This is a genomic window from Shewanella sp. Choline-02u-19 (assembly GCF_002836205.1).
Taxonomy (GTDB): domain Bacteria; phylum Pseudomonadota; class Gammaproteobacteria; order Enterobacterales; family Shewanellaceae; genus Shewanella.
On the sequence record NZ_PJBE01000013.1, the window covers coordinates 3,468,749 to 3,483,899 of the forward strand.

The 15,151-nt window shown below is 44.4% G+C and carries 14 protein-coding genes; 11 read left to right on the forward strand and 3 right to left on the reverse strand.

Features of this window, described 5'->3' with window-relative positions; translation table 11 throughout:
- Nucleotides 1-167: 167 nt before the first annotated feature.
- Both CXF83_RS21895 and CXF83_RS21900 read right to left on the reverse strand, forming a co-directional pair.
- Entirely contained in the window at nt 168-1,256 is a 1,089-nt protein-coding gene (locus tag CXF83_RS21895; RefSeq protein ID WP_101089594.1) for a branched-chain amino acid aminotransferase, read from the reverse strand.
- Between the two features lie 168 nt (nt 1,257-1,424).
- Nucleotides 1,425-2,183 carry a TetR/AcrR family transcriptional regulator gene (locus tag CXF83_RS21900; protein WP_101098065.1) on the reverse strand — a complete coding sequence of 253 codons (759 nt, stop codon included), beginning with the start codon at nt 2,181-2,183 and terminating at the stop codon, nt 1,425-1,427.
- 188 nt (nt 2,184-2,371) lie between these two features.
- Here CXF83_RS21900 and CXF83_RS21905 point away from each other — a divergent pair, with 188 nt between their 5' ends.
- The 6 genes from CXF83_RS21905 (at nt 2,372) to CXF83_RS21930 (ending at nt 8,628) form a co-directional block, all read left to right on the forward strand.
- Nucleotides 2,372-3,874: a flavocytochrome c gene (locus tag CXF83_RS21905; RefSeq protein WP_101089593.1), complete on the forward strand. Its 1,503-nt coding sequence runs from the start codon at nt 2,372-2,374 to the stop codon at nt 3,872-3,874.
- 11 nt (nt 3,875-3,885) lie between these two features.
- Complete coding sequence (locus tag CXF83_RS21910) at nt 3,886-4,239, forward strand: cytochrome c3 family protein (RefSeq protein ID WP_101089592.1); 354 nt, start codon at nt 3,886-3,888, stop codon at nt 4,237-4,239.
- Nucleotides 4,240-4,274: 35 nt separating this feature from the next.
- The gene (locus CXF83_RS21915) at nt 4,275-5,012 is read left to right on the forward strand and encodes a cupin domain-containing protein (RefSeq protein WP_232775176.1); all 738 of its coding nucleotides are present in this window, start codon (nt 4,275-4,277) and stop codon (nt 5,010-5,012) included.
- A 57-nt stretch (nt 5,013-5,069) separates the two neighbouring features.
- Entirely contained in the window at nt 5,070-5,546 is a 477-nt protein-coding gene (locus CXF83_RS21920; RefSeq protein WP_101089590.1) for a DUF3299 domain-containing protein, read from the forward strand.
- A 22-nt stretch (nt 5,547-5,568) separates the two neighbouring features.
- On the forward strand, nt 5,569-6,702 hold the full coding sequence (locus CXF83_RS21925; protein WP_101089589.1) for a hypothetical protein: 1,134 nt from the start codon (nt 5,569-5,571) through the stop codon (nt 6,700-6,702).
- A 297-nt stretch (nt 6,703-6,999) separates the two neighbouring features.
- The gene (locus tag CXF83_RS21930) at nt 7,000-8,628 is read left to right on the forward strand and encodes a methyl-accepting chemotaxis protein (RefSeq protein WP_101089588.1); all 1,629 of its coding nucleotides are present in this window, start codon (nt 7,000-7,002) and stop codon (nt 8,626-8,628) included.
- 99 nt (nt 8,629-8,727) lie between these two features.
- Here the strand turns inward: CXF83_RS21930 and CXF83_RS21935 are convergent, their stop codons facing one another.
- Complete coding sequence (locus CXF83_RS21935; protein ID WP_101089587.1) at nt 8,728-9,519, reverse strand: TetR/AcrR family transcriptional regulator; 792 nt, start codon at nt 9,517-9,519, stop codon at nt 8,728-8,730.
- Between the two features lie 339 nt (nt 9,520-9,858).
- On the opposite strand from CXF83_RS21935, the gene CXF83_RS21940 reads away from it, so the two are divergent.
- The 5 genes from CXF83_RS21940 (at nt 9,859) to CXF83_RS21960 (ending at nt 15,124) form a co-directional block, all read left to right on the forward strand.
- Nucleotides 9,859-11,382, forward strand: a complete 1,524-nt coding sequence (locus CXF83_RS21940; RefSeq protein ID WP_101089586.1) for a flavocytochrome c — start codon at nt 9,859-9,861, stop codon at nt 11,380-11,382.
- Nucleotides 11,382-11,750 carry a cytochrome c3 family protein gene (locus tag CXF83_RS21945; RefSeq protein WP_101089585.1) on the forward strand — a complete coding sequence of 123 codons (369 nt, stop codon included), beginning with the start codon at nt 11,382-11,384 and terminating at the stop codon, nt 11,748-11,750. The genes CXF83_RS21940 and CXF83_RS21945 overlap by 1 nt, the downstream gene beginning before the upstream one ends.
- A gap of 49 nt (nt 11,751-11,799) precedes the next feature.
- Nucleotides 11,800-12,933, forward strand: a complete 1,134-nt coding sequence (locus tag CXF83_RS21950) for a hypothetical protein (RefSeq protein WP_101089584.1) — start codon at nt 11,800-11,802, stop codon at nt 12,931-12,933.
- A 185-nt stretch (nt 12,934-13,118) separates the two neighbouring features.
- A complete protein-coding gene (locus CXF83_RS21955; protein ID WP_101089583.1) occupies nt 13,119-14,204 on the forward strand; it encodes a DcaP family trimeric outer membrane transporter in 1,086 nt (361 codons plus the stop codon).
- A gap of 176 nt (nt 14,205-14,380) precedes the next feature.
- Entirely contained in the window at nt 14,381-15,124 is a 744-nt protein-coding gene (locus tag CXF83_RS21960) for a cupin domain-containing protein (RefSeq protein WP_101089612.1), read from the forward strand.
- The last annotated feature ends 27 nt before the right edge of the window (nt 15,125-15,151 follow it).

Consider the following 15,151-nt stretch of genomic DNA (forward strand, 5'->3'; position numbering starts at 1 on the left):
TTTCAGCAGAAGCTCAAAGCTCTGCAGACCGTCTTTTTAAGGGGATGGAGAAGCGCTCTGCACTGAGCGATATTGAATAAGACAGCTATGCATTGAGTTAGCGATAAAAAATAGTCATAAAAAAAGCTCCCAATGGGAGCTTTTCATTTTGAATACCGACAGAAGTATTACGCCCGTCGTTCAACCAGTTTTACCCAGCCTTCAGGTCCTTCTATATGGCCCTTTTGGATCTCTGTCAGCACATTGTAGATACGCTTAGTATGCTCACCCACATTACCATCACCGACGGTAACAATGCGGTTATCTTCAAATATATAAGAGCCTACAGGCGATACTACCGCTGCAGTACCAAAACCACCCGCTTCAATAATTTCGCCAGACTCAATATCTGCAATAAATTTATCTAGCATGACCGTTTCTTGTCGAACATCACACCCCAGTAATTCACTTAAATCGAGAATTGACTGCGATGTAATAGACTTCAAAATGGTATCTGTAAACGTAGGAATAATGATGCTGCCATCTTTAAGCACATGGAAGTGGTTCATCGCACCCACTTCTTCAATTTGCTTGTTGTTAGCATCTAAATAAAGCACTTGCGCAGCGCCATATTCCGCCGCAGCTTTACCCGCTTTTAATGACGCGGCATAGTTACCCGCGGCTTTAGAAGCGCCCGTGCCACCGGAGACAGCACGATGGAAGCGCTCACTGATCAGCAAACGAATCGCTTTATCAAAACCGTCACTGTAATAAGGACCACTTGGGCTCAACATCACACAGAAAGTATATTCTTCGCTTGGGCTTACCGATAACCGGTCTTCAGTGGCAAACACAAAAGGTCGAATATAAAGACAGGCGTCTTCCTGCATTGGGAACCACAGTCTGTCGACATCAATGAGCGCATTAATAGCTTCGATTTGCGTTGCTTCAGGGATCGCCGGGATACAGATAATATCCGCTGAACGGTTTAAGCGTTCGGCGTTTTTATCAATGCGAAAGGTGTAGATTTCGCCATCTTCATGTTGAAATGCTTTTGCACCTTCAAACACAGATTGGCCATAATGCAATGCGATTGCACCAGGCGCGACTTGAAATGGACCGTATGGAACAACCCTAGGATCACACCACTCACCATCGCGATAATCCATTAAAAACATATGGTCAGTTCTGAGGTTTCCAAAGCCAACATTGGTGGTTGGTTGGAATTGCTCAGTACGGCGCTCTAACGCAGGTTTTAAATTATAGTTTATTTGCATTGCATACCACCTTGAATACTGACTGAGCAGACTATGCAGTGGTCACAAAAAAGTCAAGTAAAACGCGGGCTAGCATTAATTTATTCAGCATTTTAAGCGCTGGTAATAATGGACACTTGCAACTAGGGATAGGCGCGCTTTTACAACATCAACGATTGATTAGTGACCTTACTCCCTGCAATCGGATTTTTTCCCTATCGCTAAGCAATTTTCACAGCTTCGAATATTGCCATGCCCTTTATCGAGAAAGTCGCAGATCCGCGACGATAATCCCAGCATCATCTCTTGGCTTATAGGCTTTCGCCATTGGTAGCGATTCATTAAACGGCTGATATGTCGATGACCAAGCATATCTTCCGCGGTAAAATACTGCTCATCCATCAACTTACTTTCGAAGGAAGAGGTGATACCCGCAAGGAAAAAATACAACGCTTGGCTGAGATCCTTAATATCAGTTTCGGTTGCTTGCAAGTCACCTGATACAACCGCATCTTCTAATGGGCGTTTAATACGACTCCAAAACAAATTAACTCTATTTTTTAATACTTCAATTTTATCAGAGCTGGCTAATTGCCAGAACATACTATTAATTGATACCACTCGCAAAATGTTAAAGATTGGGCTTCTCTTCACAACTTCAAAGGTAAATAGTATCGCCAGCACTGAACGCTCATTAATAGTTAAGTCAGGATTTTCTTTTATAAAAGTCGGTATTTGGCTCGATATTGTATTTCTTAAAAATAAACACACTAGTACATCTTCTTTAGATTCAAAATATTTATATAAGGTATTGGTTGAGCACTCTGCACCTTTGGCTATCTGTGCGAATCTAAAAGACACAACCCCTTGTTTATCAATTAAATCCTCCGCGACATCGAGTAATTGATTACACCGGATCGCGTCACAATGACTACTGGGACAACGCATTATTTAAACCTATAAATACTATTTCAGCATCTATATTATTCTGCTCTCACCAATTAGATACATAAAAGAAACATTTTCTTGAACAACGCCACAAAAAACTTTACTACCTAATACAAAATGTGATTTCGCGCATCATTGACTTACAAGCAGAAGCATATTGTTAGCCCAAGTTAATTGGAGATTAAAATATGCAAACAAGACGTTCGTTTTTAAAGTTAGGCGCTGGAGCTGCAGCTGTTGGTGCATTCGCGCCACTTACCGTTAGCGCAAATTCTTCCGATGTAAAATGGGATGAAACACATGAAATCGTTATCGTGGGTTCTGGTTTCGCAGGACTTGCCGCCGCAGTCGAAGCCGGTAAATTAGGCGCCAAAGATATCGTCATATTTGAAAAGCTCGGCGTATACGGTGGTAACAGTACACTGAATGCTGGCCAAGCCTGTTTCGCAAATACCGATTTGCAAAAGCAATTGGGTATTGAAGATAGCGCTGAACTCATGGTTCAAGACCAACTTAAATCAGGGCGCGGTTATGCTAGCGAAGAACTGCTTACCCACAGCGCCGAGCTTGGACCTTATATTTACCAACTCACTAAAGATTGCGGCTGTGTTTACCGCGACCACATCATCAACACGGGTGGCACCAGTGCCACCCGTAGCCATCAAGTGGTTGAACGTAGTGGCTCAGGCTTTATTCGCCCTATGCTCAAAACAGCCCGTAGTTATGGTGTTAAAACCAAAATCCGTCATAAATTTGAACATCTCATCACGGCAAAAGATGGCACCGTACTCGGTATTCAAGTGCGCCGTGGCTATCACTTCGGCCATGAAGAGTCAGGCGAGCTCATCAATGTAAAAGCAGAAAAAGGCGTGTTAATAGCGACGGGTGGATTCGGTGCCAACGTCAGTTTCCGTCAAGCACTCGATCCTAACCTTGGTGCTGATGTCGGTTGTACCAATGCACGAGGTGCTACAGGTGATGGCCTAATCGCTATGCTCGCCGAAGGCGCGATGCCAGTGCATTTGAGCTTTATTCAATCAGGCCCTTGGGCATCACCTGACGAAGGTGGTTTTGGTTACGGCGCAGGGTTCTCACTCTATAACTTCCCACACTCTATCGCCATTGACCGCAATACCGGTCAACGCTTTATGAATGAAACAGCTGACCGTAAGACCCGTGCTGATTTAGAAGTGCTGCGTCGTGATAAAGAGGGTAAGCCTAACCCTGCACTGTTAATTGCGCCTAAGCATGAAGCAATGAAAGACCCTTCAATGCACAACGTATTGAAATATAACGTTGCCTGGGAATTTGACAGTGTCGACGCCATTGCTAAGCATTTTGACCTGCCGCTCACAGAACTTAAGAAACAAATAGAGGATTGGAACATCTACGTAAAAGCAGGTGAAGACCCTCAGTTTGGCAAACGCATGAATATGAGCACCGGCATCTACCTTACTGCGCCTTTTATCGTGCAGCGTTTATGGCCAAAAGTGCATTACTGCCAAGGCGGTATTCAAATCAATACCAAAGCAGAAGTGATTGCCGCTAAATCAGGCGAAAAAATCCCAGGGCTTTATGCCGCAGGTGAAGTATCCGGTGGTGTTCATGGTGTCAGCCGACTCGGTGGTTGTTCAACACCAGAGTGTATGGCATTTGGCGTTACTGCCGCCCGTTCAATCATGAAGGCATAAGGAATTTTTCGATGAAGACAGTTAACACATTACTTTTACTCGTCCTTGGCGCTTGTATTGCACTTTCAGCACAGGCACGTGACCAACGTGATTACCATGAAATGGTCTACGACTCAGGCTGTAAAACCTGTCATGACCAAGGCATGAAATCTTTCCCGTCTGATGATTCTTGCCTGCAATGCCATGACATGAGCGAGCTGGCGCAGCAGACAAAACGTGAGGGCGATGAGGCGAGACAAAACCCCCATGACAGCATGCATTACGGCCAAGAAGCCCCTTGTATGGAGTGTCACGGTGAACATACACCGAAGCAAGCCATCTGCATGGATTGCCACAACTTTGATTTTCCAAAATTTAAGCAATAAAAACTGAAAAACCTAAAAAATATAAGGGATAGATGATGAAAAAGTTACTCGCAGTTTCTGCAATTTTAGTGACGGGTTGCGCCGTTGCCGGCGACAAGCCAGCCGACCAACCTTGGCACAATGAAAGACCAACGCTGTCTACCATCAATGCGCCAACGAAAGTCATGCCGATGGTATGTAAGCAAGAGCAAGCGATGGCTTACCTCAAAGAGCTACAGTCTGGCGAGAAAGATATTTATAACATCAAGTCAAACGATCATGGCGGTAAAGGCGCAAATGACTCTGGCTGGTTAACTTGGCGTGTAGATGATCCAAGCAACCTAATCCCTTGCCCTGCAGGCGGAGCCAGCGCGACTGAAGTTGGTATGTGCTGGAAAGAGCTAAACGATGAACCAACAGTTATTGGTTTAGTGCGTGTAGCACCGGGTACTGCAGCGCCTCATTACCATCGCGAAATGGAGTGTTACTACGGCATAAGTGGTCAAGGTCTTACTTGGGCACAAGAGCGTATGCAACCATTTGGACCTAAAGATTATATTGAAATCCCAAGTAAAGCGATGCACTACACACCGAACACCTATGATGACCAAGATTTGATCTACATGTACTGGTTCCCATTAGATGGCAAGTTCTCGACCTTTAAGTACCAGTGGCCACAAGATGTAGGTCCAGGTGAGCAACTGATGTTTGATTTCATCCCCTACACCAACTCTAAGCTAGTGCGTTCTGGCAACGGTGGTTATGGCTGGGATGTCGTTCAAAAATCTAAGTAATCGTACTTAACCCACAATAGAGCGTGAGGCCAAGTATCCTTGGCCTCCTTATACACTATGAAAAATCTTATCCTGGCGTTTAGTTTACTGTTTAGCTCCTCCCTTCTAGCAGAAGAGGCCGTATCAATCATGTGGCACAACTTGGCACCCGGCGCCGCCAACCTGCCAGTTGAAACCAATGTCAATCTAGCCCTAGACGGCAAGAAGGTGATTATTCCTGGTTTTGTGGTACCGCTGAATGGAAAAAATAGCGGTTACGTTAAAAACTTTCTGCTAACACCGCAGCAAGGTGCTTGCTTTCATAAGCCGCCGTCACCGTCGAATCAATTGATCCATGTTGCTTTTGACGTTCCCGTAGCAATCCCTGATTTACAGCAACCTATGTATATCGCGGGCACATTGACGGTGAAAAATGCCCAAGCTGGGTTTGCTAAAACCGGCTATCACTTAGAAGGCATTGAAGTCATCCCATACCCAGTGAAGATAAACACAATTGTTGATGAGCAAGAACACCAACACGAAGTCGCTAGATAGATAAGCAAAACAAAAGGTAATGATGATGAAAAAGACCACTCAATTTATGTTGTCAGCAGTGGCAACTATGATTGCACTTTCTGGCACCAGCGCTTTTGCCGAAGAGCAAGCAGACGGTATCAATATTGGCGGAGCCGTGCGCGTAAACTACGGCTATAAAGATTACAACGAAGCATCAAAAGATAAAGGCGGCGATTTAACCTTTGATATGGCGGCGCTTAAATTTAATGGTAAGAAAGGCGATTGGGGCTTAGCTGCCGAGTATCGCTTTACCTCTGATACCAACTACATAAAGTATGGCTACGCCTTTTACGATATTGACCCTAACTGGCAGCTACAGTTTGGTATCAACAAGGTGCCTTTTGGTAATGCTGAATTTATCTCCAACAGCTTTTGGTTCGGCCTACCCTATTACTTAGGCTTTGAAGATGACCATGATGTTGGTGTTAAAGCCACTTTCGAAAAAGATGCTTGGCATACCGATCTGGCCTTCTACAAGAATCCAGAGTACGGCCCAAGCGAAAATAAACGTTACGCCACAGACCTATATACCGGCACCATCAACGGCACCGAGTATAACAACGAAGAAACCAATCAAGTTAACGTGCGTCAAAGCTATACATTTGAGCATAATGGCGGCTTTACAACCCTAGGTGGCTCAGCTCAGTTTGGGCAGATCTATAACAGCAAAACGGGCAATAATGGCGATCGCTACGCGGTGGCATTGCACTTAGACTCTAGCTTCAATGATTGGAATTTACAGCTACAAGCATTGCAGTATGAATATGATGCGGCAGATGCAGAAGACCCGAACAAAATTGGCGTTTCAGTCGTTAGTTGGCAGTACGAAATTGCTTCTAAAGGTCAGTCATACAGCGCAAACATCGCCAAGACATTCAACACCGATTGGGGCAGCGTGAAATGCTATAACGATTTTGGCCTAATGACACCTGATGTTGACGACGATGATTACGACAACAGCTTACAAAACGTGACAGGGTGCGCCATTGCTGCGGGTCCGACTTACACCATGGTCGATTTTATCATGGGTAAGAACATGACCTTCTCAACCGCCAATAACGACCATGTTGGTTTACCTGAAATGGGCGATGATTGGGACAAGCGCGTTAACATCAACTTCGGCTATTACTTCTAGCCAAGATTACGCTGTCTATGGTGAGTTGAATCTACCTGCAATAGGTTTATCACTTGCCATGAATAGGGATTTTAGGACCGGTTTCATCTGCTCAAACATCACACCTACATTTAGGTCCAGCCCTCTCCCAGAGGGCTTTTTTCTATTTAAAATAAAACCTGTGTAATCACACTGCTAGATAAACTCAGAAAAATTATTCGCGGCAGTCATCACAACATAAAACATACAAATAAAAAACAATATAGGGCAACTGTTTAGAAAATCCTAAACAATCATAGACTCTGACTCGGAAAAATAATGTTAAATCGCCTCTCTATCGTACAAAGGATCTGGCTACTGTTAATCTTCATTGTGTTTGCGTTTATCGTAAGCTCTGGATATGAATCCTTTAACCAAAAATCACGCATGCTAATACAACGACAAGCTGAAATTAGCAGTGTCCTCAATTCTGGACTATCGCTACTTCAACGAGCTCAAGGATCTGTAGACCGAAATGAGTTAACACTGTTACAGGCGCAGGAAATGGTGAAATCAGAGATCTCAGCCATGAGATATCGAGGCCAAAACTACCTTTGGATATTTGACACTGAGGCGACACAATTGGCCCATGGCACCAGCCAAAAAGATGTCGGCAACAACCTGATTAACTTTACTGACCCTAACGGCAAAAAAGTCTATGTCGCCTTCCTTGACGTGATACGACAATATGGTGAAGGTTATGTCGATTATGTTTGGACTAAAACGGGCTCCAGCACTCCCGAACCTAAGCTTAGCTTTGTGAAGCTATATAAACCTTGGGGGTGGATATTAGCAACGGGTGTCTATACCGACGATATCAATGCAGAATTTAGTCAACTCATTAAAGACAAAGTGATATTTTTCAGTCTGCTATTAAGCATGATTTTTATCGCATCGATGTTAATCATTCGTTCAATTACCCGCCCATTAAATGCAACCACTCTCGCGATGGAAGAGATAGCTCAAGGAGATGGTGACCTCACCGTCAGACTCGAAGTATCGAGTAAAGATGAGCTAGCTCAATTAGCCGTGGGCTTTAATCAGTTTGCGGAAAAGGTGCGACGGATCGTCATCGAAATGCAGCAAAGTCAAACCGTGCTCGATAGTGCTACCGGTGAGATGTCGGTGATTACTAGCCGTTCGCGAGAACTTCTGACCCAACATCAGCATGAGAATCATCAGGTAGCAACCGCTATCCACGAGATGAGTGCCACCATAACCGATGTTGCCCGTAATGCCGCCGATGCGGCCAAGTCTGTACTAACCGTTCAAGACCGAGCATTGAAAGGCAATACATTGGTGGAGGACAACATCACCTTTATCAATGAACTGTCAGACACAGTCCATCAGATAGTCAATGCGATGAATGGCCTTAAGCAGGAAGCACTCGACATCAACAATATTTTAGATGTTATCAAGTCGATTGCAGATCAGACCAATCTATTGGCACTCAATGCTGCTATTGAAGCTGCCAGAGCCGGTGAGCATGGTCGTGGTTTTGCCGTTGTCGCAGATGAGGTACGCACCCTAGCAATGCGAACACAGCAGTCGACTCAAGATATTGAACGTATGATTCTCGGTATGCAAACTCAAGTTGATGAGGCCGTTAAGACCATAGACTTAGGCAGACAAAAAGCGGATTCCAGTGTACAGCAAGCCAAACTCACCGCCGAAGCTTTTGGTGACATCAGTGCTGACATCGATGTGGTCGCTGATATGAATACTCAGATAGCCTCAGCGACCGAGCAGCAGAGTGTGGTCGTCAATACCGTACATCAAAATATCGAAAACATCAGAGAGGCATTTGATGAATCAGCGTTAGGCGCTCAGCAAATAGAGATAGCCGGACAGCAGCTACAAGCACTAGCCACCGATATATCATCAACACTGAGACAGTTCAAAGTATAGAGAAGAGTTTCCCTTAAATTGCAGTTTTTGGACCAGTAACATCATCTCCAACATCACATCAACTATTCGGTCCAGCCCTCTTATTGAGGGCTTTTTTATTTATCTAGCGATGGCCTCTAGGCGTGAGCAGGCTGAGATTTTATCAGTCGATGCACACACTAACGCACTGCATGTTGCGCAGGTCATATGCTCTCGATAGTGTTTGTCGAAAAAATCTGAACTTCTATTTTCCAAAGATTCAAATAATTCAGGCGTTAATGGCTTTGCCCATTTGTACTGCCCCATTAAGCGCGCTAAATGGCGATAGCAGGTTTCGCGGCGATTTGATAGATATTCAGGAGCGATTAGCTGGCTTTCAAATTGAGTCAATGAACCGGTTAGATAAAAAGTAATGCCTTGCACTAACTCTTTTACTTCTAGGGGGGTTGCTTCTAGTTCCCCTCTTTCTATCGCTTCATTAAGTGATTTAGTGAACCAACCCCAGAAGCCATTAATACGTTTTTTAAACTTTGCAATTTTTGCGTCACTCGCCAGCTGCCACACCATGGTATTGACAGAGACTGAACGCAGTGTAAAAAAGCTCTTACTGCGTTTAATGGTTTCAAAGGTAAACAAAATTGGCAATAGCACTTTTTCTTGTGCCGTTAGTTCAGGATGCTTATCGATAAAAATGGGCAGATGATTAGAGGTGGCACTACGCAGAAAAAGACAAACGAGGATATCCTCCTTTCGTTCAAAAAACTTATAGAGAGTACCTGTGGAACAACCCACTTCTTTGGCTAATTGAGAAAACTTAAATGACACGATCCCCTGTGACTCAATAAGCTGCTCCGCAGCGTCGAGTATTTGATTACAACGCATCATGGGCAATGCTTCAGTAGGACATTTCATCATTACAGCCTTTATATCTATTTGCGATAATTATGCGCTGTTAAAAATTGTTAGTTTAGGTGTTGCTTCATTAATCGGGATTAACTTCACGCTAATACCCGTTTATTATTTGGCTTTGTGAGTTACTTCATACAAACATTTCAACCACAGCTGTTAACTCAGTATAAAATCCTGTCACATTTTCCACCGCAATTTACTAGCTCTTTTTGAGTAGAGAAAAGATCTTCGAGATCTGACTCACGAATAAATTTGTCACTGAAAAAATGGCGTGACTTAGTTCACTTTTAGCAGCCTAACTTGTGTTTATCGTTACCTCATTCCCATTGAGAGGATTCAAGAATGCAAGGTAGAAGAAATTTTTTAAAACTAAGTGCGGGTGCCGCAATTGGTAGCATAGCAGCAACGTTGCCCGGTACTGTCCAAGCAAAAACCTGCGGCGAGATTAACTGGAACGAAAGCGTCGATGTGATTGTTGTCGGTTCTGGTTTTGCAGGCCTATCCGCTGCGCTCAATACTAAACGTCAAGGCATGGGTTCAGTATTAGTTTTAGAAAAGATGCAAGTGATTGGTGGTAATTCGGCGATTAACGGTGGTTGGTTAGCGATCCCAAAAAACCCGACTCAATTAGCACAAGGTATTAATGACGATTCACCAGAAGAGCTAGTGAAAGATCAAATAATTTCTGGGCGTGGCATGCAGAACGAAGCTGCACTGCGCCAAATTGCCAACCGAGCCTTAGATGCTTACGAGTTATGCATCGATACAGGGGTTAAATTTAAGGAAGGCTTCAATATTCAGGTCGGTGGCCACAACAAGGCGCGTGCGATCCGCACCCAACACGGTACTGGTGGCGATATCACCACCAAGCTATATGAAGCGGGTGTAAAGGAAGGCGTTGATTACCGCCTACAACACTATATTGAAGACTTCATCATGGATGGCCAGAAGATTATCGGTGTAAAAGTGCGTAAGAACTACCGCTTCCCCGATCTAAAAACCGGTAGCAGCATTTTTATCAAAGCCAACAAGGCTGTGATTTTAGCCAACGGTGGCTTTGCTCGTAACATGGCATTGCGTGCAGCCGTCGATCCATCGTTGGACCCTACACTCGATTGTACCAATGCATTAGGTGCAACCGGTGAAGTGACACTTACCGCAATGGCTTATGGCGCACTGCCGGTGCACATGAACCTTATCCAAACTGGCCATTGGGGTTCACCTGATGAAGGCGGATTTGGTTGGTCTAATGCCCTCCTTTCAATTGGCTGGCACCAAGGCGCTTCGATTAGCGTGCTCAACGGCAAACGCTTTATGGATGAGCGAGCCGATCGCAAAACCTGCTCTGAAGCCATTATGAAAAACCGTAACAGCGATGGCAGCCCAGCTTACCCAATCGTGCTCTTTAACTACAACAACTACGCCGAAGACCATCGTGTTACCCGTGCATTGCGCGACAAGATGGCCTGGAAGCTTGATTCGCTCGATGATATCGCCGCAAAATTCGATATCCCAGCCGATGAGCTAAAACACAGTATTACTGAGTACAACACGCACGTTAAAGCCGGTAAAGACCCACTGTTTAACCGCAAAATGGATACTGCAGAGGTGCTAACAGGACCGTTTGTTGTCTCTCGTATTTGGCCAAAAGTGCATTACTGCATGGGGGGGCTTAAAACCGATTTAGCCGCTCGCGTCATTGATGGCCGCTCAATGGAGTCAATTAAAAACCTCTACGCCATTGGTGAAGTTACCGGCGGTATTCACGGTGAAGCACGCTTGAGTTCAACCTCTTGCCTAGAGTGTCTCGCGATGGGGATCGTCGTCTCTGAAACGATTAAAGCTGATCTTAAGGGAGCCGTCTAATGAACAAGTTATTACTTACAGCCCTACTTAGCTTTGTGGTGTCACAAGGTGCGATGGCCGGCGAGTTAGTCAAAATGAAAGGCAGCACCAAAGGCCGAGTAAACCACGAGTTTATCTACCAAGATGGCTGTCAATCTTGCCACCAAGGTTCAGGTAGAAAGAATGCCACGGATAGCGCATGTGTTGAATGTCATGGCGACATCAACAGCATTGATGTCGATGAAACCAAACTGGCGATCCCAGAAGCAAATCCACATAAGTCACTGCATTACAACCAAGGTGCAAGTTGCCTTGCATGTCATGGCGAGCACGAGAAAAAAGCACCAGTTTGCGCTGAGTGCCACCGTACTTGGTTTGAAGAGATGTAATAGAACAAATTTAAATACAAAAATCTAAAAATCTAAAAAAATGGGAATGATGATGAAAAATACCACTAAGTTTATGTTGTCGATGGTGGCCACAGCAATCGCACTTTCAGGTTCAGCAGCATTCGCTGCCGAGCAGGAAGATGGTATCAATGTTGGCGGCGCTGTAAGAGTTAATTACGGTTATAAAGACTACGATGAAGCCTCAAAAGACAAAGGCGGTGATTTAACCTTTGATATGGCCGCTATCAAGTTTGACGGCAAAAAAGGTGACTGGGGATTAGCGGCTGAATATCGCTTTACTTCAAACACTAACTACATCAAATATGGATACGGTATCTACAATATCGATCCTGATTGGCAACTACAGTTTGGTATTAACAAGGTGCCTTTTGGTAACCGTGATTTTATCTCAAACAGCTGGTGGTTTGGTCTTCCTTATTACCTTGGTTTCGAAGATGACCATGATGTCGGTATCAAAGCAATCTACGAGAAAAATGGCTGGCACACAGATTTAGCTTTCTATAAGAATGCTGAATATGGCCCAACTGAGAACAAGCGTTATTCGACCGACTTATACACAGGTACCATCAATGGCACTGAGTATAACAACGAAGAGACTAACCAGTTCAACGTGCGTCAAACCTATACAGCAGAACATGAAGGCGGCCAAACAACGATTGGTGGTTCTGTTCAATATGGTCAAATTTATAACAGCAAAACGGGTAATAATGGCGACCGTTACGCGGTAGCAATGCATTTAGACAGCAGCTATAAGAGCTGGAATCTACAAGTGCAAGCGATGCAGTATGAGTACGATGCCGCGGATGCTGAAGATCCAAACAAAATTGGTGTTTCAGTGGTTAGCTGGCAGTATGAAATTGCCTCAAAAGGTCAAGCGTACAACGTTAATATCGCAAAAACATTTACCACTGATTGGGGTAGTGTTAAATGCTACAACGACTTTGGTTTAATGACGCCAGATGTTGATGATGATAACTACGATAACAGCATACAAAACGTGACAGGTTGTGCCATTTCTGCCGGTCCAACTTACACCATGCTTGATTTCGTCATGGGAAAAAACATGACCTTCTCAACTGCTAACAACGATCATGTTGGTCTGCCTGAAATGGGCAATGATTGGGATAAACGCGTTAACATCAACTTTGGTTACTACTTCTAACGGATGAAGATTTAGTGAACTAAAGCTATCGGCAGGAGTTAGGTTGCTCCCACTTTTCTCCTGCCATCCAATTTACTTTTTGATCCTACTAACATTTAAATCTGATATCTCTCATCTGTTTGTAGCCATCTCAATAAATCATGCCCTTGTTAGGGTTTTGTAACCCTTCTCAACAAGAAAAAACTATGAAATCAATGATTAAAACTTCCATCTTTATTTGTTTGGTTGGCACTTTATCTGCGCCATTGTCAGCCAGTGAGTATCACTTTGGTGGATTTATCAAAGCGAATGCACGCTACATTGATGGCAACATTGCCTTTCAGGACAGCTGGACCGGTGGTGGCAGCGTCACAGAATCTGCTAAACGAAGTCAGTTTAGCGCAGCAGAGAGTCGCTTTAATGTCACTGTGACTCAAGGGGATGTGAAAGGATTTGTCGAAATCGATTTTGCCGGTTCATCACAAGGTAATGCTGTATTTTCTAACTCTTACAGTCCACGCCTAAGGCATGCCTTTATTGAGTACCAAGGTGTCACTGCAGGACAAACTTGGTCAACAATGGTTAATACCAGCACCTTTGCCGAAACGGCCGATTTAGGTGGACCATTAGTCGGTCAAGCGATGGTGCGACAAGCATTAATTCGTTACCAAACAGGCGATTGGGAATTCGCGCTAGAAAACCCCTATACCTATGGCAAACAAGCCATGCGCGATGGCGCTCAAACTGCTGCAGAGCCAGATTGGATAGACACCAGTAATGACTATGTACCCGACGCCATAATCCGCTATGACCAACAAGGAGATTGGGGCAATGTTTCAATTTCTAGCTTACTGCGCTATTTAGATCCTGCCGACAACGCACAGCTGGCAGCAGGGGTGTCGGTTGCTGCCAAACTACACACCTTCGGCAAAGACGATTTACGAATGCAGCTACATTACGGCAATTTGGGGCGATATGTAGGTACCGACGCCGCTCGCGACATCGTCAACGGTGAAGTTGAAACAACGCTTTCTGCCATGTTTTCCTATCGCCACTTTTGGACTGAACGCACCCGTTCAAGTCTATTTTATGGCCGTACAACAACAGAGATTGAACAAACTGACCGCTTTCATATTGGCGCCAACATTTTTACCAACTTAACCCCGGTATTAGCACTGGGCTTTGAAGTCGGCCGCTATCAAATCAGTGATGAACTGTCTGCCTATACATTACAGCCAGCTGCGCAAGGTTCATCCAATTATGTGCAGTTAAGTTTGCAGTTCTATCTATAAATTGTGGCTAACGAAAAGAATATTCGCGAGCTTGCTCACGAATAAGTTTGTTAGTCAAAACACGGCGTGATCCAATTCAAATTTACGCCGCAACAATCGCTTTATTGTTAGTTCAAGCCCGTTTAAACGAGCACAATATCGCAGCTAAAGCTGCATCAGCTAAAAACAGGATAGGAATGATGAAACTAAAAATGATATTTGGCATTGCTGCGCTAACATCAACAGCCGCTTTCGCCCAAGGCCCACAATGTAATCACGCACAATTGCCATTCCAGCAGATGACACCAGTGCCATACGACAGCACACCGTACTCGCCACAAGATACCATGCCAGTTCAGTGTAGTAACCCTATGGTAGAAGCGTACATTGCTGACTGGGAAGCGGGTAAAATTGATTTCAATAGCATCCAATCTAACAGCAGTATTGCTGCCGATCAGCGTTTCTGTAAGACATTAGATGACAACGGTAACATCCTAGAAGTTAAAGATTGCGATAAGTCAAAATCACCGGTTGGTTACATTTGGAAAGAGCTTTCAGATAGCCCTATGGTCATGGGCATTACCGATGGTGGTAAGTCAGATCATGCTCCCCACTTCCATGGTCAACCTGAGTGTTACTATGTGGTCAATGGTGAAGGGCAAACACTTGCCGATAACCAGTTCAAGAAGCTTGGTACAGGCCAGTACTTCTACATTCCCGGTGCAACTATCCACAACACGCCTATCATGTCTGATAAAGGTTTAGGTGTGATGTACTGGTATCCAAACAACGCTCACTTTGATGGCTTTAAGTACTACTGGCGTAAAGATGTGAAAAACCTTCGCGTTGCTGAAGAAGCATTTGACCGCGTTGATGAGATCCGTAAGCGTGACCTAGATTTAGGTCCATACGGTACTAACGAAGCTGTTTTCAAAAAGTAAGCTAAGTTAATCTTATTTGGGGCTCAA

What these genes read in the sequence shown, in the direction of transcription:
- CXF83_RS21925 (WP_101089589.1), top strand. Translation starts at nt 5,569, where the DNA reads ATGATGAAAAAGACCACTCAATTTATGTTGTCAGCAGTGGCAACTATG.
- CXF83_RS21930 (WP_101089588.1), top strand. Translation starts at nt 7,000, where the DNA reads ATGTTAAATCGCCTCTCTATCGTACAAAGGATCTGGCTACTGTTAATC.
- CXF83_RS21940 (WP_101089586.1), top strand. Translation starts at nt 9,859, where the DNA reads ATGCAAGGTAGAAGAAATTTTTTAAAACTAAGTGCGGGTGCCGCAATT.
- CXF83_RS21910 (WP_101089592.1), top strand. Translation starts at nt 3,886, where the DNA reads ATGAAGACAGTTAACACATTACTTTTACTCGTCCTTGGCGCTTGTATT.
- CXF83_RS21915 (WP_232775176.1), top strand. Translation starts at nt 4,275, where the DNA reads ATGAAAAAGTTACTCGCAGTTTCTGCAATTTTAGTGACGGGTTGCGCC.
- CXF83_RS21895 (WP_101089594.1), bottom strand. Translation starts at nt 1,256, where the DNA reads ATGCAAATAAACTATAATTTAAAACCTGCGTTAGAGCGCCGTACTGAG.
- CXF83_RS21955 (WP_101089583.1), top strand. Translation starts at nt 13,119, where the DNA reads ATGAAATCAATGATTAAAACTTCCATCTTTATTTGTTTGGTTGGCACT.
- CXF83_RS21950 (WP_101089584.1), top strand. Translation starts at nt 11,800, where the DNA reads ATGATGAAAAATACCACTAAGTTTATGTTGTCGATGGTGGCCACAGCA.
- CXF83_RS21905 (WP_101089593.1), top strand. Translation starts at nt 2,372, where the DNA reads ATGCAAACAAGACGTTCGTTTTTAAAGTTAGGCGCTGGAGCTGCAGCT.
- CXF83_RS21920 (WP_101089590.1), top strand. Translation starts at nt 5,070, where the DNA reads ATGAAAAATCTTATCCTGGCGTTTAGTTTACTGTTTAGCTCCTCCCTT.
- CXF83_RS21960 (WP_101089612.1), top strand. Translation starts at nt 14,381, where the DNA reads ATGATGAAACTAAAAATGATATTTGGCATTGCTGCGCTAACATCAACA.
- CXF83_RS21945 (WP_101089585.1), top strand. Translation starts at nt 11,382, where the DNA reads ATGAACAAGTTATTACTTACAGCCCTACTTAGCTTTGTGGTGTCACAA.
- CXF83_RS21900 (WP_101098065.1), bottom strand. Translation starts at nt 2,183, where the DNA reads ATGCGTTGTCCCAGTAGTCATTGTGACGCGATCCGGTGTAATCAATTA.
- CXF83_RS21935 (WP_101089587.1), bottom strand. Translation starts at nt 9,519, where the DNA reads ATGAAATGTCCTACTGAAGCATTGCCCATGATGCGTTGTAATCAAATA.